Genomic DNA, 19764 nt, shown 5'->3' with positions numbered 1-19764 from the left:
CTCGTTTTCAGACGCTTCGGAAGGGGCTTCACAAGAATGCTCGATCGCAGACGTTTTCTCGCAGTCTGTTCGCAATTGGGACTCACTTCAACTTTGTTTCCGGGTGTGCTTTGGGGCATGGCCGAACCGCAGGGCAAAGTCACCAAAGAGATGATCGGCAGCGCCGCCCAGATCGCCGACGTCCCTATTCCCGACGATCTCCGCGATGCGATGCTGGAGAGCCTGGATCAAAACAGGAAGAACTACGAAGACATTTACAAGCTGCACATCGCGAACTCGGTAGCGCCGGCGTATGTATTCGATCCCGTGCTCCCCGGCATGAAGTTCGAGACGATGAAACGCCCCCTGCGCATCTCTGCCGCTCCGGCGCTGAACGTCAGCGGCGCTCCGAAGAATATTGAGGATGTTGCCTTCTACAGTGTCCGCCAGCTTGCGGAATTAGTCAGAACACGAAAAGTCTCTTCTGCGGCGCTCACGGATATGTATCTCGAACGCCTGAAGAAATACGATCCGATGCTGAAATTCGTAATTACGCGCACGGAAGATCGTGCTCATGCGAAGGCGCAGGAAGCGGATCGGGAGATCGCAGCCGGCAAATACCGTGGTCCGCTGCACGGAATTCCATGGGGCGCAAAGGACCTGCTGGCGGTGAAGGGTTATCGCACGACATGGGGCGCAGGCGGATTTGAGCAGCAGAACATTGATGAAGACGCCGCCGTCGTGAAGCGTCTGGACGCCGCCGGCGCGGTGCTCCTCGCGAAACTCACGCTCGGCGCTCTGGCGCAGGGCGACAAATGGTTCGGCGGCATGACGCGTAATCCATGGAATCCACATCAGGGTTCCAGTGGATCTTCCGCCGGATCAGCTTCCGCCACTGCCGCAGGTTGCGTCGCATTCGCTATCGGATCAGAGACACTCGGCTCGATTTCCTCTCCGTCCACGCGATGCGGCACTACGGGACTGCGTCCAACCTTCGGCCTCGTGCCGCGCACAGGAGCCATGGCGCTCTCTTGGACGATGGATAAGCTCGGTCCTATCTGTCGAAGCGTCGAAGACACTGCGCTGGTACTGCACGCAATCTATGGTCCTGATGGAAGCGACCGTACCGTTCACGACGTCGCGTTCAATTGGGACGTAAATCTCGACTGGCGCAAGCTGCGCGTCGGCTACTTCAAGGACGAGTTCGAATTCAAACCTCCAGCGGAACCTCCTGCCGAGACAGGTCCCGTTACTCCGGAAGAAGAGAAGAAGCGCGAGGAGCGAGCGCGCACGCGCGAACGTAGCCAAGCTATGCGTAAGTACGATCAGCAGTTCACTGAGGCGGCGATCGCGAAATTGCAGGGCATGGGTGTGAAACTGATTCCGGTCGAACTGCCGAAGATTCCTTACGGCGCGATGCGCTCGCTGCTCCTCGCCGAAGCTGCGGCAGCATTCGATGACCTGACGCGCGCAGGACGCGACAAACTGCTCACTGAACAATCCCCAAATGACTGGCCTAACTCATTTCGTGTTGCGCGCCTCACGCCGGCGGTCGAGTATATCCAGGCAAATCGTGCACGCATGCAGGCCATGGAGATGTGGAGGAAGCTGTTCGAACAACTCGACGTAATTGTCGCACCGACTTTCAGCCAACAACTCGTGGCGACGAATCTCACGGGACATCCTGCCGTCATTATCCCCAATGGATTTCGCGGCCCGGATGCACCGAAACCGCCTCGGAAGGACAACGGCATCGACGATGGCGACGGAGGACCTGGCACGCCAGTGAGTCTCACCTTTCTGGGGCCGCTGTATGGGGAAGCGAAATTGCTGGCGTTTGCAAAGGCCTATCAGGACGCGACGGGTTTTCACTTGAAGCATCCCGACCTGGACGCAGCCATGGCTGAGCTCAAGCTCTAGATCGTCGTAGCTCGAAGGGCGGCAGAATTACTCGCGCAGCGCCTTCTCAATGGCAAGCTTCTCCTGCAGCAGCGCAGTAAGAGCGCCGGCATCATTCTTTCGCTCCGCTTCCGCGATATTCGTGTTCAACTCGCGCTTGCGACGCTCCATCTTCCTCCGGCGCAGCGCCTCGATCGCGGACTCAACAAGCTCTTGGGTCATCTCGTCTGATTCCCGCATGAGTATTTGCGCGAGCAGCCGCTGATCGGATTCGGAGCCAGTAGAACCTTCCAACGGAGAGAGTAGCGATTCCAGCAGAGTCTGCGCTGGGAGGCCTTCGATGAGCTCTTGGGCCGCTAGCACATCAACGGCTGCGTGCCGCAACTCATACAATTCCGGCGCTCCCGGCGCTAGTAAACGCACAATAATCTTCTCCGCCTCGCTGATCTGCGGATCGCCAGGGGGCTTGATAGCCACGCCGCGATTTGTCGCTGCATGGCGAAGCTCCTGGCGTAGCAGAGCGGAATCGATTCCCAGTCGCTGCGCAACATCGTTCGCAAGTTCATCGCGGACGATCGCCTGCGGCACACGCCTGATATATGGAAGCAGATAGTTCACTGCTTTTGCCTTGCCCTCAGGAGTCCTCACAGGGAAGGTGTTGATCGCGCGCCCGATGAGATACGGGAAGTACTTTGGCGAGTGCATCAGCGCTTCGGCATAAGACTTTGCCCCTTTGCGGCGGATAAACAAATCAGGATCGAAGCCGGGTTCGAGCGTGAGCACCTTAATGTCGAACTCTTCTTCAATCAACATGGATAACGACCGCTCGGTGGCCGCGGCACCGGCCGTGTCGGGATCGAAGTTGACGACCACCTGTTTTGTGAATCGGCTCAGGAGCCGGACCTGCGCTTCTGAAAATGCTGTTCCCGAACTGGCAATTACATTCTGGAATCCGGCCGTGAAGACCGAAATGCAATCTACGTTGCCTTCAACCAGAATCGCGTATCCAAGGTGACGAATCGCGTCTTTAGCTTTGTCCAGGTTAAAGAGCACGCGCCCCTTGGAGTAGACCGGTGTCTCGGGTGAATTCAGATACTTGGGGCCGGACTTTTCATTCGTGTCGAGTGTGCGGCCGGTAAAGGCAATAACTTTCCCCTGCTCGTTGCAAATCGGGAACATCACCCGGTTACGAAACTTGGAGTACAGCGGACTGGGGCTTGCAGGCGAAGACGCTGTGGTCTGTGTCTGGTTGTGGCTTTGCGTCTCATCCAGCTTCCACGACATGAGTCCCGAGAGCTTCAAAAACTCTTCATCAGCCATACCACGAAGGCGATCGCGCAACAGGAATCCCGAATCGGGAGCATAGCCAATACGAAAACGGCGAAGCGTCTCTTCGCTCAGGCCGCGATCTGCCAGGTACTCACGAGCGCGGGCACCTTCCGGACGGCGCAACTGCTCTTCAAAAAACGCACAGGTCTTCTCATGCATATCGAGCAGCACGCCGCGTTGTTTGGCCTCGAGCGCCTCACCCGGTCCTGAATACGTCTGGCGGGGCACCGGGATGTCCATCTTCTCGGCTACGCGCCGCACCGCTTCCGGAAATGTAATGTTCTCGATCTTCTGAACGAAGGTGTAGATGTCGCCACTCACACCACAGCCGAAGCAGTGAAAGAACTGCCGGGTGGCATGCACGGAGAACGAAGGAGACTTCTCTTTGTGGAACGGACAGAGGCCGGTGAAGTTCTGCGCGCCGGCTTTCTTCAGGGGAATGTAGTCCCCAATGATGCGAACGATGTCCGCCTGCTGCTTCAGATCCTGGGAGAATGTGCTTGCTGTGGCCACTGAACAAAAGTCAATTGTCGCGGAGTCGCACGATCACAGGGTACAAGAAAGAAGAGCTGGCTCTGTGAGTAAGCTGTGGGAAAGCCGCTTTGCGGTGGGAAACCGGGCTAGAACCTCTCCATAATCAACATGTGAGGCGCGGCCACCCCGGATCAGCCCAATGTACCGAACTTAGGTCGGTTACTTTTGTTCATGTTTACCCAACGCACTTGCATGTACTATCGGCCGGCGTAAAAGCATGCCACCATGAGCCGATTATGTTTCGAAAAGTTCTTTCGCCTCTTGTCCTTTGCCTGCTGGCTGCGCTGAGCGAGCACGGCTTTGCCCAATACTCTCTGACCTGTGCCTCGGAAGATGGTCGCCGGCATTATTGCGCGGCCGATACGCGCGCAGGCGTCAGCCTGCAGCGGCAGCGCAGCAAGTCAGTATGCACTCAGGGTACGACTTGGGGATTCGATCAAAACGGGGTTTGGGTCGACCGCGGATGCCGCGCGGATTTTCTCGTCAATACTCCCTCATCAGTCCGCGATCACGATCGGGATGGGGATCGAGATCACGACCGTGACAGAGATCGGGATCGCGACCGAGATCAGGATCGCTACCGAGATCAGGATCGCTACCGCAATGATTGGCGGCGCCCTGACGAAACCATGCAGCTTACGTGCTCTTCGAATGATGGTGAACGACACTACTGCGAGAGCGACATTCAGGGTAAGGTCACGATGACCAGGCAACGCAGCGGCTCTCCCTGCCGTGAGGGTTACAGCTGGGACTATGACCGTCGTGGTCTGTGGGTTGACCATGGATGCCGGGCTGACTTCCAACTGACTGGCCGCCGCACAACCTTCGCCGGTGGTGGAGGATCTCCCGCCTATGTAGGCACGATGCGATGCTCCTCTGATGTCGGCACACGCCAGGGCTGTCCAGTCGATACCCGAGGTGGAGTCAAGCTGGTTCGGCAAATCAGCGAATCATCATGTCGACTCGGTTATAGCTGGGGTTATGACCGGGAAGGCGTCTGGGTGGATCATGGATGCCGCGGCGAGTTCGAGGTTGGAATCCGCCGATAACTCGCGTCCTCTCACAATTTCATGCGGAGACTGACGCCTGGTCTCCGCAACCTCTTCCGATCCGAATCACATTTGCTCAGAACGGATCGCCTTCGCGTTCCTAAGGCGCAGGCCTTCCACTCCGAAATCTTTACATTCTGTAGACATTTCGGTGACAAACCGAATTTTGAGTGCGGCTATGGTGATAGGCAGTTCAGGGGAGTCCTCTTCACATGCAGCCACTCAAAATCACTCGATTCGATGTTTCCGGTGTTTCCGAACAGAGGAACCTGGGCGCCGTTCTGACCAACCGCGCGGACGATCGGACGTTCGCTCAAAACTTTGCTCCATCTGACAAATCTAAGCAGTTGCGTCAAGGCAACCCAGATGCCACATCGCTGGTCAGAATTGTGTGTAAGGGCAGACTCGTATCACTGCCCGCCTCGGACATCGAATTCATCAAATCTGCAGCTAACTACATCGAAATACATGCCGCTGGATTGAGTTATCGGGTTCGCTCCACGCTGAAACAGTTCCACAATCGCCTCAGCCCGGCAAATTTCGTGAAGATCCATCGCTGCACGATCGTGAACCTTAATTACGTAAAGAACTGCCGCCCCATCCGGCGCGGCGACAGCCTGCTCACGCTGCGCATCGGAAGAGAGTTGATCGTTAGCCGCAAGCACAAGGAGGCTCAGAACTCTTTGCGAGCCCTCGCTTAGAGGTTTGCCAGATACTGATACCCACGCGCCGCTAATGCGGGTCGTAGGTAGAGCTCGCAGCCGGGTCATACTCGCGACCGTATTTATTCTTGTGCTGCGCCAGTTTCTCGATCGAAGGCACTTGAATCACCCCGAGCTGGACCGGCTCATCTGAAACTGTAATGCGACGAGAGAGTTTTCCCATCTCATCGCTGCTCAATCCCTCTGCCCAGATCTGCAGGAGATATTCCCCGGGCTTAACCTTGGCAATTCTCACTGAGCCTGAATTCTCCGCCAGCGAGTAGTACGGGGTATCGAGGGAAATGACGATGGCGTTCATCTGTGGATGAATGTTGCAGAAAATGTAGCTCACCCCAGGACGATCAAACTTCACCGAGCGGCTAGTCCCGGATTCATAAAGCCCGAGATCGAATCTCTTTCCTTCGAACAAAGAAAATACATTATGAAAAAATGGATCCCGATTCGGGAACTCGACCGTCGACCCTGGAGGAATGACGAGCAGGTGCGGAGAAAAAGTCTTGTTCTTTTGCCTGAGCACTGTATGGATCGGCGGTTGTTTCAGGGATGCAGCCTGCGCTCCGTTCAGCGGCGTTAACGAAATCACTATCCCTGACGTGTCCTCATTCTTGTCCGATCCGACCTGCACCCTTCCTATAACATCGGCGGCTTCAAGACGAGCCGACGACGAGGCGCAGGTTGCAAGCACAAGAACAAGAACGAAGACTTTGCTTCGAATCATGTAAATCAGAACAGCAGCCCTATCCCCATGCCGATATTCTCCACGGATGCCGTTTCTTGCCCTGGTCTCGACGCGGCAATATGACGATACTCGAGCGAGAAGAGCAGGTCTGAACGCGGTCTGTAAATCAAGCTGGCCATCGCGCTTCGATTGCGCCCGAGTCTTGGATAAAAAAGGCTCTGTACTGCCGTGACGGACCGCAGTTCATTTGAAAACGGATTGTCCAGACCAAAGCCGCCGTTGAACTGTACGACCGGGCTCGCCTGATAGCTTGCCTGCGCCCATCCCCCAATCGTGTCTAATCCACGGACAATTGCCAATCTGTTTTGCAGAGCATCGGTTGAAAGAACACTCGTTCCTGAGCCTCCGCCGAAACCTCCGAGGGCACGTCCGCGATAGAACTCACCCTTGATACTGAGGCGGCGAACCAGAGGAACCTGCCAGTCGGAAGTCGCGGCCCAGCCATCAACCCCGTGATTTGCTCCCCAATTCTGGCGGTTGAAGTACCCGCTTGCGCCAATTGAGAGCGGCCGGTCTTCATCGACCGATCGTGACCAACCAATGCGGGCCGCGTACCCAGGCTGCCTTGAAGCTTCGCCGGCTTGAGGCAAGCGCTCGAACTGTGAGCTTGGGGGCTCTCCAGTGAGTGCATCAAGCACACTCGCAGCCAGTGTTAGTCGTTGCGAATCTGGCAAGTCGAACCAGTGCTGTACCTGGATTTGTGGCGTCCAGGTCCAAAGATTTCCGCTGTAGGAGAATTCGGGTTGCGCGAGTGAAATGAGCGATGTCGGCGACAGCGGCGAGAATAATGGGGAATCCTGTCCGGCGCTCAACGAAGTGCGCGACCAATTCAGGCGCACGTTTCCCGTGCGCAGGCGCATAAGGCCGAATGTAGCCCCATCTGCCGTATTGGGAAATCCACCTGCAAAATCGAATCTGAGGTCCCCCGAAACCCGAGCCCCTGCCCATTCCGGGCCAAAAGCTTCAACACCAAGCTGCGATTGCCGCAGCGTTCCCGCAAACGAACCGCCACCATACGAGATACTTGTTGGTGGCGCGATGCCGGGACTGTCCACACTGTAGGGCACTCCACGATTGCTGAACATATTCAGCATCGCCAAGCCGGAGAGGCGAACGCGATATCTCGATCCGCTCTCCACTTTGGTTTGATATTGATCATCGACCTTCCCGGTAAGCAGTTCATACTGCTCTTCCAGCTTCGACAATTTTGCAGACGCCGATCTGCCGGATGTCTGATCCGGTTCTTGATTCGTTGCAGCAGTCTCGGCTGCCGCTGGTGGAAGTTCTGATCGCGCTTCCGCATTCGAGATCAGTTCCAGCCGCCGCTTGAGTTCTGTCGTCTCCTCACGGTAGCGACTCGCTTCGCCGCGCAGCTCCTCAACCGAGGTTTCCAGCCTCGCAATTTGCCTTTGCAGCTCTTGAACGACACTGGCCAATTGCGCTTCTGAATTAGAAGGATTTGCGGGCGGCGCTTGTTGAGCCACAGTCGTCCCGCAAGCGAGGAGGATAGTGATCAAGAGCCGGGTAATCTGCGCATCCATAGACTTGAACTCCTTTTCTGAATGAGCGAAGAGAAGAACTTTTTTACTACGGGGTCACGGCGGCGGTGTTGCTGGTCCCAAAGCTCACACTCGGTTTCCTGGGACCAAGTGGCAGCATGACAAGGAAGGTAGTTCCTTTTGCGGAGCTGCTTTCAAGAAGCAAGTCTCCGCTGTGGTCCTCAACGATCTTCTGCGCCACGGTTAAACCTAATCCGGTTCCATTGGCTTTTCCCTGAGTGAAGAACGGCTCAAAGATCCTGTGCTGCAGATAGTCCGGGATGCCGCGTCCGTTATCTGTAACGCGGATTTCGATGTTGTTCCTGTTTTCCAGCAGGTCGACGCTGATTTTCCCGGTGCTGGGCGACACCGCCTCGCACGCATTCAGCAGCAGGTTATGAAATACCCTTTCCAGCTTCCTGATGTCATAGGCTCCTTCTGAAGTTCCGTTCGCTCCCATTTCGATACTGATATCACGGAATTCCGATCGCATACGGATGGTATTGATCGCGGAACGGACCGCCTGTTCGGGATGTGAAGGGTTGAGACGAAGCGACTCTCGCGTCCGGGAAAACTCCAGCAGTGAATCGATCAGTTCGTTCATCTGATGAACGGCGGTTTGAATCTCCAGGTACAGCTCTTCCCGTTCTGAACTTCTGCGGCGATCATCGCTCAAGAATTCCGCGTTCGCAATGATCGCAGATAAGTGGTGTCTCAGGTCGTGCGATATGGAGCTGGCCATGCGACCGATGGTCGCGAGGCGTTCACTATCAATCAGCTGGCGCTGACTCTGCTGCAGATCGGCCCGCATTCTTGCGAACGCTGACGTCAGTTGTGCAACCTCGTCTCCACCGTAGGGCGTCACCGGAAACTCGAAGTCCGACTTTCCCAGGGCACGCACACCTGCGACGAGCGATCTCAGCGGCTGCGTAATCGTTCGCGAGATGATCCACACCAGCCCGGCGCCAAGCAGGAGCGCGATACCCCCAAGAAGGACGAGAACCCGATCGAGGTGGCTTATGAACCAGCTCGACTGGTCGAGCGATTTAAGGACGGTCAGCCGCACTGCAACCGGGACGGTGGAAAGTTGAACCTCCCTCGCCAGGAAGCGTTCGTTGTTCAGCTGAATCTGCTGCGCTTTTACCGCCGCAAAAGCCGCGGAGCGGTTTCTCTCCAACTCTGTCTCCTGAATGGCAGTCAGAGTGGTTTGCATAAACCGATCGTCTGCCCGAAAGACGACTTCGCTGGCGGCAACCTCGCTTAATTCGCGGGTAACCTTCTCATCGATCTCGGAGCCTAACGCCAGAAAACCAACTACTCGGTTTAACTCTTTCGGCCCCAGGTAAATTGGGCGGACGGCAACCTCAAACAAATGTCTTCCACAGCTCCACCAAAGCGTGGGGCTCGATGAAGACATGGATTGCGACAGTTGCTGTTGAGTTTCGGCGAGCGGAATGTCGATCGAATTCGCCTGAATCGCAATTACTTTTCCATTTGCATCGGCGAGCACGAGCAAATCACTGCCCGAAGTCCGCCAAATTCCCGTGGAAACGTCCTGGATCGTGACTGCGTGCTGCGTGGTCATAAGCGCCCGCACAATTGGCAGGTCGGCTATCAAATCACCGGAGTGTGCGAGCGTGCTCTCTCGCTGGCGCTGTACGTTTTGGAAGGTCGCAACGGAGTTCTGCAGGTCTTGAACAATCTGCGCGCGTATGTGGCTCGTGACCACACGCCTGACGACCACCAGGCTCGCGGTGGTGAGGCCACCGGAGATCAGCAGCAAGGCAAGCAGGAATTTTGCACGCAGGGTCACAAATTTGTACTAGGGAACAAAGCGATATCCAACTCCGTGCACAGTGAGAAAGTGCGCCGGATTGGCCGGTTCCGCCTCCAGCTTTTGCCGGAGTTTCATGATGTGGTTGTCCACCGTTCGTGTGCTGGGATAATCGCTGTATCCCCAAACCTCGTTGAGCAGCTCGTCGCGCGAAATTACGCGCTCACGATTCTCAACCATGAACCTGAGCACCTTAAATTCCTGCGCCGTTAACGGAATCGGCTCACCAGAACGGGAGAGTTGCATGCGCGTGAAATCGACGTCCACCTGACCAAAGACGAAACGTTCCTCGAGTGGCGCCCTTCCCGAGCGACGCAACGCGGCCCGTACTCGCGCCAGCAACTCGCGGGGCGAAAACGGCTTGGTGACGTAGTCGTCAGCCCCGAGTTCCAGCAGGAGCACTTTATCCGTTTCGTCGGAGGTCGCGCTCACGACGATGATCGGAACGGATGTCGACAGCCGCTTAATCTCGCGACACACGTCTCTTCCGCCCATTCCCGGCATCCGCAAATCGAGAAGCACGACGTTCGCAGGCCGAGCTGAAAAAGCCTGTACACCGCTAAGCCCGTCGCCGGCGATCTCAACGGCGAATCCCTCGGGCTCAAATAGCCGACTCATTGATTTCTGGACCTTTGGATCGTCTTCGATCACCAGAATCCGCTGCATTGAAGAGGGAAATCTCCTGCAATAGTGTACGAAAACTAAACTCTGCAGCTACCCACAGCAACAATTCGGTAGGGGCGAATCGGCCCAACATCGGTCGGCTCGGACTTGGAAGTGACCTTCAGAGGCGTTTAGGTCACTGGACCTGGGTTGAAAGGAGCCAAACTGTTGTGTAAGCCCCAATGATCGGCCCAAGTGCGTTTGCGGCCGCTGGCAACGTCAAGAACGAATTGGAAGATCTGCCATCCCACATCTTCGATCGTCGCGGACCCGGTGGCGATACGACCGGCATCGATGTCGATGAGGTCAGGCCACCGTTCAGCGAGGGCAGTGCGAGACGAGACTTTGATCACCGGAACCATGGCAAGTCCATAGGGACTCCCCTCACCTGTGGTGAAGATGTGGACGTTCATCGAGGCTAGTTGTTGCGTGCCGCAGATGAAATCGCTGGCCGGCGTTGCCGCGAACACAAGGCCTTTAGTATTGACGCGCTCTCCATGGGTTGCAACCGCTGCAAGAGCCGATGTTCCGGCTTTCGCAATAGATCCCAGTGCCTTCTCCACAACATTGGCGAGGCCGCCGCGCTTGTTGCCCGGCGTGGGATTGGCAGTTCGATCAGTTGCGCCTCGAGCGAGATACTCGTCGTACCAACGCATCTCGCGGATCAGGTCCAGCGCAACCTGCTTGCTGGCCGCGCGCGGAGTGAGCAGATGCACTGCGTCGCGTACTTCGGTGACTTCGGAAAACATCACGGTCGCGCCGGCACGCACAAGAAGATCGGCAGCGAACCCAACCGCAGGATTGCAGGTTACGCCTGAAAATGCATCACTGCCTCCGCATTGCAGGCCGACAACCAGCTCTGATGCGGGCACCGTCTCGCGCTGCCGGCGATTCAGTTGCTCCAGTCGCTTCTCAGCCGCCCGCAGGATCGCGGCAACCACTTCGGCAAACCCGTGCTCATCTTGCATGCGGACTACAAGAGGATCATTTTCCAAAATGGGTAATCGTACGAAGTTGTGATCGGGGAACAGACGGTCAGGCTGAAGCTTCTCGCATCCCAGGCTCACGACCAGCGGCGCCGCTCCGAGATTGGGGTGTGTACCAATATGCCGAAGTGTGCGGATCGGAATCTCCGCGCCTGGAGCTTCAAGCGCGACTCCGCATCCATAAGTGTGCGTAATCGCAACGGCGTCGTCCACATTTGGGAATCGAGGAAGCAGTTCGCTTTTGATTCTCCGAACAGCGTAGTCGACTGTAGGCGCGACACATTGCACCGTCGTGGTGATGCCCAGGATGTTCTTGGTTCCAACGCTGCCATCCGGATTACGAAAGCCCTCGAAGCTCTGCCCTGTGAGTGGAGGCTGCGGCTTAGCGAAAGCAATCGTTTGCCCGTAACGAACCACAGGTGCGCCGGGATCGACCGCCTCCAGCGCGATTTTGTGTGCTTGCGGAATGCTCTCGCGCAGTGTAAGGCCGCTCAGGAGTTGCGTGCCGGCCCGAAGTCCGTTCGGGTCGACAACAATCCCAACGTTATCCACCTCATGCACTCGGAGGTACGGCGGCGCCGCTCGCTCAATGCTCATCGCGAGCACATCTTACAACGCAGCGCGCAGGCAGAGACACAGCATGATGAGTCTCTAGTGTTCGTAAAAACAGGCGTTTTATCTCACCATACGAATCTCTTTCTCCTGACGTATATTGCAGGGACGCGAAAAGGAACGAGGAGTGGATATAACCGGAGATCAAGTCGCTCTTTGCGCTCTGTACATCGACATGGGCACTACGAATACCCGTGTTTGGCTTACGTCCGGAGATCGGATTATCGCCAGAATAAGCGAAAAGATAGGAATCCGCGACGCTACATGCGACGGTGGACAAGGAATTCGAAAAGGCTTGGAAGAGCTGATCAGGAAAGCATGCCGCGAGGCTGAAGGAACAGCGGTGCCTTGTGATTCACCCGGCTACATCGTGGCAACCGGCATGATTGGTTCTAATTTAGGACTCGCAGAAGTACCGCATATTCAGGCTCCGGCGGGAATTTCAGACCTTGCGGCTGCGGCCCAATGGCGTCACTTCCCTGATATCTCGGATCTTCCTTTCCTTCTCATTCCCGGAGTGCGCTCTGGTCCTGCGTGCCCCGATGCGACCTCAATCAACCAGGTAGACATAATGCGAGGAGAGGAAACTGTTTGCGCCGGCCTGGTGACGCTGGGAACGATGGCATTACCGGCAGTTGTGCTGAATCTGGGGTCGCACTGGAAGGCGATTCAACTGGATGGCAACGGAAGAATTCGGGCAAGCGTCACTTCACTTTCTGGCGAGTTGATTCATGCGGTGCAGTTACACACAATTATTGCCGGTTCCGTGCTTCGCGAAAGACCAGCAAGACTGTCGCCAGAATGGATCGAAGCCGGCATGGCAGAGCACCGTCAATCGGGTCTGGCACGGGCTTTGTTTTGCGCGCGCCTTCTTGACCTGACACATCAGGGCAGCCCCGAAGATCGTCTGGCGTTTGTTGTAGGGGCATTCATCGCGTCGGATTTGGATGCTTTGCTGGCTCGAGGTTTGATTGGTACGCACACGCAAGTTGCTCTGGTTGGACACTTGGCAATTTCAGAAGCATGGCAAACAGCTCTATCTCGAGTAAACATTCAAGCCACACTCGTCAGCCAGCAGCAGGCTGAGATGGCTTTGCTCAAGGCCATGCAACGCATTCTGCTGGCGCGCTGCCTTCAGGCCAATGCCTCTCAGAAGGGCTTTGACGAATGAGTAGCTCACGACATCCCGAAATGGTCCTTGAAGTCGTGGCTGACCCAATAATCCGACGCACGCGGCGTCGAATTGCCAAACGGATTCTGCCTTACGTGACGCTCCTGTACATCATCGCCTACCTGGATAGGGTGAACGTCGGCTATGCCGCACTCGAGATGGTCAACGATCTGAAGTTCGGCCCAGAGATCTATGGTTTCGGAGCCGGCATCTTCTTTGTTGGATATTTGTTGCTCGAGATTCCCGGAACGATACTCGTTGAAAAGTGGAGCGCACGGAAATGGATTGCACGCATCATGATCTCCTGGGGCATCATCGCGATGTGTACAGGGTTCATTCGTACTCCGGTGCAGTTCTACTGGGTTCGGTTTCTCTTGGGAGTAGCAGAAGCAGGCTTCTTCCCGGGAATTATTGTCTATTTGAGTCACTGGGTGCGGCCCCAGGACCGTGCGCGAGCGCTGGCCGCATTCACCGTCGCGCAGCCGATTTCCAACCTGGTAGGGTCTCCAATTTCGGGATTGCTTTTGGGAATCCATTGGTTCGGCCTTGCCGGATGGCGCTGGCTCTTCATCCTCGAAGGTCTGCCGGCGGTACTATTTGGAATAATCACGATCTTCTATTTGACTGATTGGCCGCATCAGGCTGCGTGGCTCTCTCCGGAGGAGCGGGGATGGATCAGTTCAGAACTTCAGAAAGAAATTGAGGCGAAACGAGCCGATCATCCGGTTAGCTTGTGGCAGGCGATACGGCACAAGAACGTGGTTTTTCTGTGCACGGCATATTTTTTCGTGGCAAACAGTGTCTTCGGATTTACCTTCTGGTTTCCCACAATCCTGAAGAGATTGTCAGGCTTTTCGAATCTTCTCGTCTCAACTATGGCCTCGTTGCCTTTCGCTGTCGGACTCTTATCAATGCTGCTGGTCGGATGGTCCTCGGACCGTACTGGCGAACGGCGCTGGCACACTGCAATCAGCATGCTCCTGATCGCCACCGGCCTGGCGCTGAGTTTGTGGCCGCAGGGAGTCTTTCTGCCACTGCTGCTGTTCTGTGTGGCTGGAGCCGGACTGTATAGTTATCTTCCCGGCTTCTGGTCCATACCCAGCAGCTTTCTTTGTGGGACGGCGGCAGCCGTCTCGATTGGCTTGATTAATTCTATCGGCAATCTTGGTGGGTTCGCCGGTCCTTATGTCGTAGGTCACTTGAGCAAGGCTACGCATTCATTTACTGCTGGAGTACTTTATCTTTCTCTCTCGGCGGTAGCGGCGGCCGGATTTGTCCTCGCTGTGTCGCCGAGGCGGCGAGAAAAGACTCTTCAGATGTAAAACAATTAGCGGAAAGAGCTGTGGAGGATCTGGATTCATGAAGCTGCGCAGTGCAGCCTGGTTTGGTCTACGAAATCGCGATGGCTTCATTCACCGAAGCTGGATGAAGAATCAGGGTCTGCCTGATCACTTGTTCGATGGACGTCCGGTGATCGGGATCTGCAACACCTGGTCGGAGCTGACGCCGTGCAATGCGCACTTCCGCAAAATCGCCGATCACGTGAAACGCGGAGTCTACGAGGCCGGCGGCTTCCCGCTGGAGTTTCCCGTGATGTCGCTGGGCGAGACGCTGATGCGTCCGACGACGATGCTCTTCCGCAATCTCGTCAGCATGGATGTTGAGGAATCGATTCGCGCAAATCCGGTTGATGGCGTGGTTCTGCTTGCCGGATGCGACAAGACAACGCCCGCGCTGCTGATGGGAGCCGCCAGTTGCGATCTTCCGGCGCTCATGCTCTCCGGCGGCCCAATGTTGAATGGGAAGTTCCGCGGACGAGACATCGGCTCAGGTACGGATGTGTGGAGGTTCAGCGAAGATGTGCGCTGCGGCGCCATGAGCATGTGCGACTTCATGGCCGCTGAGTCCGGCATGAGCCGCTCCGCCGGTCACTGCATGACGATGGGAACGGCCTCGACGATGGCCTGCGTCGTCGAAGCTCTCGGCATGGGATTACCTGCGAACGCTGCCATTCCCGCAGTGGATTCGCGTCGCTACACACTCGCTCATACCGCTGGCCGTCGCATCGTGGAAATGGTGAAAGAGGATCTGCGCATGTCGAAGATCCTCACCCGCAAAGCATTCGAAAATGCAATTCGCGTTGTGGGTGCGATTGGCGGTTCAACCAATGCGGTGATTCATCTTCTCGCCATCGCAGGCCGCATCGGCGTTGATCTCACTCTGCACGATTGGGATGTACTCGGGCGCAACGTTCCCTGTTTGTTGAACCTGATGCCGGCAGGCAAGTACCTGATGGAAGACTTTTACTACGCCGGCGGACTACCCGCGCTGATCCGCGAACTCGGAGACTTAATCCATCGCGACGCGCTTACAGTGAATGGCAAGACGATCGGCGAAAACGTCGGGGATGCCGAGTGCTTCGATCGCGACGTCATCCGTCCGGCGAAAGATCCATTTCGGGATCATAGCGGGATCGCCGTCCTGCGCGGCAATCTGTGCCCGAATGGAGCTGTCCTCAAACCCTCCGCCGCGACACCGGAGCTGATGAAGCACACCGGGCGCGCCGTAGTCTTCGACAACATCGAAGACTTCTACGCGCGCATCGACTCTGCCGAGCTTGATGTAGATGAAAATTCAGTATTGGTACTAAAGAATTGCGGTCCACGTGGCTATCCAGGTATGCCCGAAGTGGGAAACATGCCACTCCCGCCGAAGATTCTGAAGAAGGGAATCACCGACATGGTGCGCATCTCCGATGCCCGCATGAGCGGCACGGCCTTCGGCACCGTAGTGCTGCACGTCTCACCCGAAGCCGCTGCGGGCGGCACATTGGCGTTGGTTGAAAATGGTGACGTGATTGACTTGGACGTGGAAGCTCGCAGGTTGCAATTAAGCGTCACCGACCATGAGCTCGCACGCCGTCGAGAGCGATGGAAATCACCTCAGCCCGTATTCGAGCGAGGCTATTACAAACTCTACTTCGATCACGTGATGCAGGCGGACCGCGGCGCCGATCTGGATTTTCTTCCTGGCGGAAGCGGCGCCTACGTGCCGCGCGACAGCCATTAAGCAAGCGAACTTCTTTTTACAAGGAAGAAGTCGAAGTCGAAGCCTGCGGCGCCTGCAGGACGCTGCCGCCTTGTATCAGTTTGTCAGGCCGCCGTCGCGGCCTTTGCTTTAGACATACCTCAACAACTCACCGTCGCCGCAACCGCCGGCTGTGCCGGACGCAGCATGAAAGCCATCGCCGCCGCGATGATCAGCGCGATGCCCAGACTTCCAAATCCGTAAACAAAGCCGCCGGATTGCTTCAGGAAGTGTCCGACGACCACCGGACCGAAATATCCGCCAAGATTTCCAATTGCGTTAATCAATCCCATGGCGGTAGCAACGACCTTGAGCGGCAGCGTCTCTGTGGGCAATGCCCAAAATGGGCCGAGCGATGCATACACCGCCGCTACTGCCAAACTGATCAGAGTAAATGACACGAACGGGAATCGCTGAGTAGCCAGAGCCGCCAAAAACGACACTCCCGAAACGATCAGCGTGAGGCTCATGTGAGCGCGCCGCTCGCCAGTCCTGTCAGAACTCTTAGCTGCAGCAACCATCAGGATCGCTGCCAGCACATATGGAATCGTGATTATGTTGCCTAACGTCAGATCGCTGAGCTTCCTCGTGTTGTTAAGAGCGGTGGGAAGCCAGAACAGCGAGCCATAACTGCCAAAGTTACGGAGAAAATAAATCGCGGTAAGAATCAAGACCTGCGGCGACAGCAGAGCTGCCAGATAGCTGACTCGCTCCTGAGGCTTGCTATCGGCAGCCTCGGCGGCAAGCGTTCGCTCGAGATACTGCAGCTCCCCGGCAGAGATCCACTTTGCCTTCTTCGGGAAATCATCGATTGTCCTCAACCAGATGAGGAGCCACAAGAACGGCAAAGCGCCTTCGACCACCAAGAGCACCCGCCAGTTCCAATGCGTAAGCAGCCACCCGGAGAGCGGAGACGAAATCACAACGGAGAGCGGAAGACACAGCATCCAGTAAGCATTCGCCCGCGCTCGTTCCGCACGAGGAAACCAGTGCGCGACCAGAACAAGGACCGCAGGCCAAACTCCTCCTTCTGCCAGTCCAAGCACGAGTCTCATCATCCAGAATTGCGCTGCTGACTGAACCAGGCCCGTCGCGACGGAGCACACGCCCCACGCGACCAGAAGAATCCCCACGACTCGTTTCGCGCTCCAGTGTTGCGCCAGGTATCCGGCGGGCATTTGCAGGAGCAGGTATCCCCAGAAGAAAACTCCCACGGCGTCGCCCGCCTGCCGCGGGTCCATGTGGAGTTCGGCGCTCATCGCAGGCAGCGCCATGGAAACATTGGTGCGATCAATATAGGCGATCGTGTACATCACGAATGAGATAGAGAGAATCCGCAACCACCGCTGTTCGGTCATTTAGGGAACGTAAGTTCGTGACTAAATCTTGTATCCTCTGCAATTACTCATAAGAATCGCCAGGTTGTACTGAATGAAACGAACAATCTCAGGCGCATCGAACATTACCAATTCGTGCTTTGCTTGTCACTCAGCGTCGACGATCATGATCTCAGGAGCTGAGTGATGCCGCGAATCGCGCGAGCGGTGAAAGAGCAGGGCGCGCCGTTGTTGGGTATTGCGGCCTACTTCTACGATCCAATTTTTGTGGAGATCGCGGCTAAGCTCGGCTTTCGTGTGCTCTGGATCGAAATGGAGCATGCCTTCATCACCTTTGCGCAAGCCGCCGATCTTTGCCGCATCGCTTCCGGAAGCGGCATGCTGACGATGATCCGCATTGCTGACAACCGCCGCGAGAATGTATTGAAAGCGGCGGAGTGCGGGCCCGACATGATCGATCTTCCAATGGCGGATTCGCCGGAGATTGTCCATGACTTCATCCAGCACGCCCGCTTTCGTCCAGAAGGCGCACGCGGTTACTTCAGCGTTCCCCGCGCACTCGACTACGGCATGGTCGAGAGCCTGCCCCAGGCGCAGCAGAAGCTGAATGCGGAACTCAGCTTGATGATCCAGATTGAAACCGCAGAAGCCGTCGCTCGCGCCGATGAACTCTGTGCCATTCCGGGAATTGATATTTTCTTGGGACCGGCCGATCTGTCTTCAAGTCTCGGAGTCCCGGGCCAGACGACTCACGCAAAAGTCGTCGCGGCAGCGCAGACGTGCATTCGCAGCGCCAGACAGCACGGAAAATTAATTGCAGTCGGCAGTCCGCTGCCTGACGTGCAGTTCTGGGCCGATCAGGGCGTGGACATACTTTTCTGTGGCAACGATGTCGCCTGTTTGCGGATCGGAGCCCAATCCATCCTCAAGCAGGCGACCGCCGCCATTCAAAATCGGAAAGCGAGCACTTCGGCCTAATGGATTTCAAGCAGCTCAACCGGACTGATCTGAGAGTTTCCCGCTTGTGCTTCGGCACCATGACTTTCGGCAAGCCCGCCGATCAGCAGACCTGCAATCGGATGGTCGATCAATGCATCGAAGCAGAAATCAATTTCTTCGACACCGCCAATATGTACCAGGTTGGCGTGGCGGAAAGCATGTTGGGGGTGGCTTTAAAAGGGAAACGCGACAGGCAGATCCTGGCCACGAAAGTTCGCTTCAAAATGGGAGAGGGTCTAGACGAGAGCGGCCTCTCCAAGCGGGCTATCTATCGCGCAATCGATGAGAGTCTCAAACGGCTGCAGACGGATTATGTCGATATTTATTATCTCCACTTTCCCGATTATGCAGTTCCAATTGAGGAAACACTGGAGGCGCTGGAGTCTCTAGCCGGACAGGGCAAGATTCGTTATGCGGGCACCTCCAACTACGCCGCGTGGCAGCAAACCGAAATGCTGTGTATTGCCGAGAAGAAGAGCTACAAACCCGCAGTGATCACGCAGCCGATGTACAACCTGCTCGCGCGGGGAATCGAGCAGGAGTGGCTTCCCATGACGAAGCACTTTGGCCTGTCGAACATCGTCTACAACCCACTCGCCGGCGGATTGCTCACGGGCAAGCATCACATCCAGTCCGTCACACCCGGCACACGCTTCGACAATAACAAGTTGTACCAGGACCGCTACTGGCATCCGGAGGACTTTGCTGCGGTGGAGAAGTTGCAGTCGATCGCGAAGAAAGCCGGGCGTTCCGTTGTGAGTCTCGCTTTGAACTGGCTGCTGCATCATACGGTGAGCGACTGCGTGATTCTGGGAGCATCGCGTCCTGAGCAACTCGCAGAGAATCTGGCAGCGTGTAAGGAAGGGCCGCTTCCTGATGAAGTCGTGAAGGCGTGCGATGACGTGTGGAATGAGTTGCGTGGGCCTGTTCCTGCTTACAACAGATAAGTACAGGCCAAGCGCAAATGGGAATGCAATGAGAAACGCACACGAGAATGCGCAGGAGAACGCACACGTAGAACGCTATAAGAGCGCACAGGAGAACGCTACGAGAATGCACAGGAGAACGCTACGAGAACGCACAGGAGAACGCTACGAGAACGCACAGGAGAACGCTACGAGAACGCGCAAGGAGAACCGGCCGCCCCGGCCGTGTTTTCGTGGGGGACTGCTAACACGGATGCGATCTCCTGAATTGAAAGACGTGCTCTCGGAGGACGTCTAAGAACCGAAAGCAGAAAACACGGCCGAGGGCGGCCGGTTCTCCTTTGCGCCGATTCTCCTTTG

At 56.4% G+C, this 19764-nt stretch carries 16 protein-coding genes and 1 pseudogene; 10 read left to right on the top strand and 7 right to left on the bottom strand.

Annotated features, from left to right (window positions below):
* Positions 1-36 precede the first annotated feature (36 nt).
* A complete protein-coding gene (locus DMG62_13880) occupies positions 37-1899 on the top strand; it encodes an amidase (GenBank protein ID PYY22361.1) in 1863 nt (620 codons plus the stop codon).
* A 27-nt stretch (positions 1900-1926) separates the two neighbouring features.
* On the opposite strand, the gene dnaG is transcribed toward DMG62_13880, so the two are convergent.
* Complete coding sequence (gene dnaG / locus DMG62_13875; protein ID PYY22360.1) at positions 1927-3720, bottom strand: DNA primase; 1794 nt, start codon at positions 3718-3720, stop codon at positions 1927-1929.
* A 257-nt stretch (positions 3721-3977) separates the two neighbouring features.
* Between dnaG and DMG62_13870 the strand changes: the two are divergent.
* The 3 genes and pseudogenes from DMG62_13870 (at position 3978) to DMG62_13860 (ending at position 5491) form a co-directional block, all read left to right on the top strand.
* Positions 3978-4232 (top strand): annotated as a pseudogene (locus DMG62_13870) (hypothetical protein).
* 138 nt (positions 4233-4370) lie between these two features.
* Complete coding sequence (locus DMG62_13865) at positions 4371-4790, top strand: hypothetical protein (GenBank protein PYY22411.1); 420 nt, start codon at positions 4371-4373, stop codon at positions 4788-4790.
* 212 nt (positions 4791-5002) lie between these two features.
* On the top strand, positions 5003-5491 hold the full coding sequence (locus DMG62_13860; GenBank protein PYY22359.1) for a hypothetical protein: 489 nt from the start codon (positions 5003-5005) through the stop codon (positions 5489-5491).
* Positions 5492-5522: 31 nt separating this feature from the next.
* Here the strand turns inward: DMG62_13860 and DMG62_13855 are convergent, their stop codons facing one another.
* The 5 genes from DMG62_13855 to garD form a co-directional block, all read right to left on the bottom strand.
* A complete protein-coding gene (locus DMG62_13855; protein ID PYY22358.1) occupies positions 5523-6230 on the bottom strand; it encodes a hypothetical protein in 708 nt (235 codons plus the stop codon).
* A gap of 5 nt (positions 6231-6235) precedes the next feature.
* Positions 6236-7792, bottom strand: coding sequence for a hypothetical protein (locus tag DMG62_13850; protein ID PYY22357.1), 1557 nt, complete (start codon positions 7790-7792; stop codon positions 6236-6238).
* A gap of 46 nt (positions 7793-7838) precedes the next feature.
* Positions 7839-9602 (bottom strand): two-component sensor histidine kinase, encoded by a 1764-nt coding sequence (locus tag DMG62_13845; GenBank protein ID PYY22356.1) that lies wholly within the window; start codon positions 9600-9602, stop codon positions 7839-7841.
* A 9-nt stretch (positions 9603-9611) separates the two neighbouring features.
* Positions 9612-10289: a DNA-binding response regulator gene (locus tag DMG62_13840; GenBank protein ID PYY22355.1), complete on the bottom strand. Its 678-nt coding sequence runs from the start codon at positions 10287-10289 to the stop codon at positions 9612-9614.
* A gap of 128 nt (positions 10290-10417) precedes the next feature.
* Positions 10418-11869 (bottom strand): galactarate dehydratase, encoded by a 1452-nt coding sequence (garD, locus tag DMG62_13835; protein ID PYY22354.1) that lies wholly within the window; start codon positions 11867-11869, stop codon positions 10418-10420.
* Positions 11870-12059: 190 nt separating this feature from the next.
* Between garD and DMG62_13830 the strand changes: the two genes are divergently transcribed.
* Genes DMG62_13830 through DMG62_13820 form a run of 3 tightly spaced genes read left to right on the top strand, consistent with a single transcriptional unit; the run spans position 12060 to position 16124 of the window.
* Entirely contained in the window at positions 12060-13055 is a 996-nt protein-coding gene (locus tag DMG62_13830) for a hypothetical protein (GenBank protein PYY22353.1), read from the top strand.
* Positions 13052-14377 (top strand): MFS transporter, encoded by a 1326-nt coding sequence (locus DMG62_13825; protein PYY22352.1) that lies wholly within the window; start codon positions 13052-13054, stop codon positions 14375-14377. The genes DMG62_13830 and DMG62_13825 overlap by 4 nt, the downstream gene beginning before the upstream one ends.
* A gap of 37 nt (positions 14378-14414) precedes the next feature.
* Positions 14415-16124, top strand: coding sequence for a dihydroxy-acid dehydratase (locus DMG62_13820; protein ID PYY22351.1), 1710 nt, complete (start codon positions 14415-14417; stop codon positions 16122-16124).
* 119 nt (positions 16125-16243) lie between these two features.
* Here DMG62_13820 and DMG62_13815 read toward each other — a convergent pair whose 3' ends face one another.
* Positions 16244-17500, bottom strand: coding sequence for an MFS transporter (locus DMG62_13815; GenBank protein PYY22350.1), 1257 nt, complete (start codon positions 17498-17500; stop codon positions 16244-16246).
* A 165-nt stretch (positions 17501-17665) separates the two neighbouring features.
* Between DMG62_13815 and DMG62_13810 the strand changes: the two genes are divergently transcribed.
* The 3 genes from DMG62_13810 to DMG62_13800 are packed head-to-tail and all read left to right on the top strand — an operon-like array spanning position 17666 to position 19702.
* On the top strand, positions 17666-18457 hold the full coding sequence (locus DMG62_13810) for a hypothetical protein (protein ID PYY22349.1): 792 nt from the start codon (positions 17666-17668) through the stop codon (positions 18455-18457).
* On the top strand, positions 18457-19425 hold the full coding sequence (locus DMG62_13805; GenBank protein PYY22348.1) for an aldo/keto reductase: 969 nt from the start codon (positions 18457-18459) through the stop codon (positions 19423-19425). Before DMG62_13810 ends, DMG62_13805 begins: the two co-directional genes overlap by 1 nt.
* A gap of 28 nt (positions 19426-19453) precedes the next feature.
* Positions 19454-19702, top strand: coding sequence for a hypothetical protein (locus DMG62_13800; GenBank protein ID PYY22347.1), 249 nt, complete (start codon positions 19454-19456; stop codon positions 19700-19702).
* The last annotated feature ends 62 nt before the right edge of the window (positions 19703-19764 follow it).

The organism is Acidobacteriota bacterium (genome assembly GCA_003225175.1).
In the GTDB taxonomy this organism is placed as follows: domain Bacteria; phylum Acidobacteriota; class Terriglobia; order Terriglobales; family Acidobacteriaceae; genus Gp1-AA112.
Note: the sequence above shows the minus strand (reverse complement) of the source record. Positions and strands in the feature narration are given on the sequence as shown.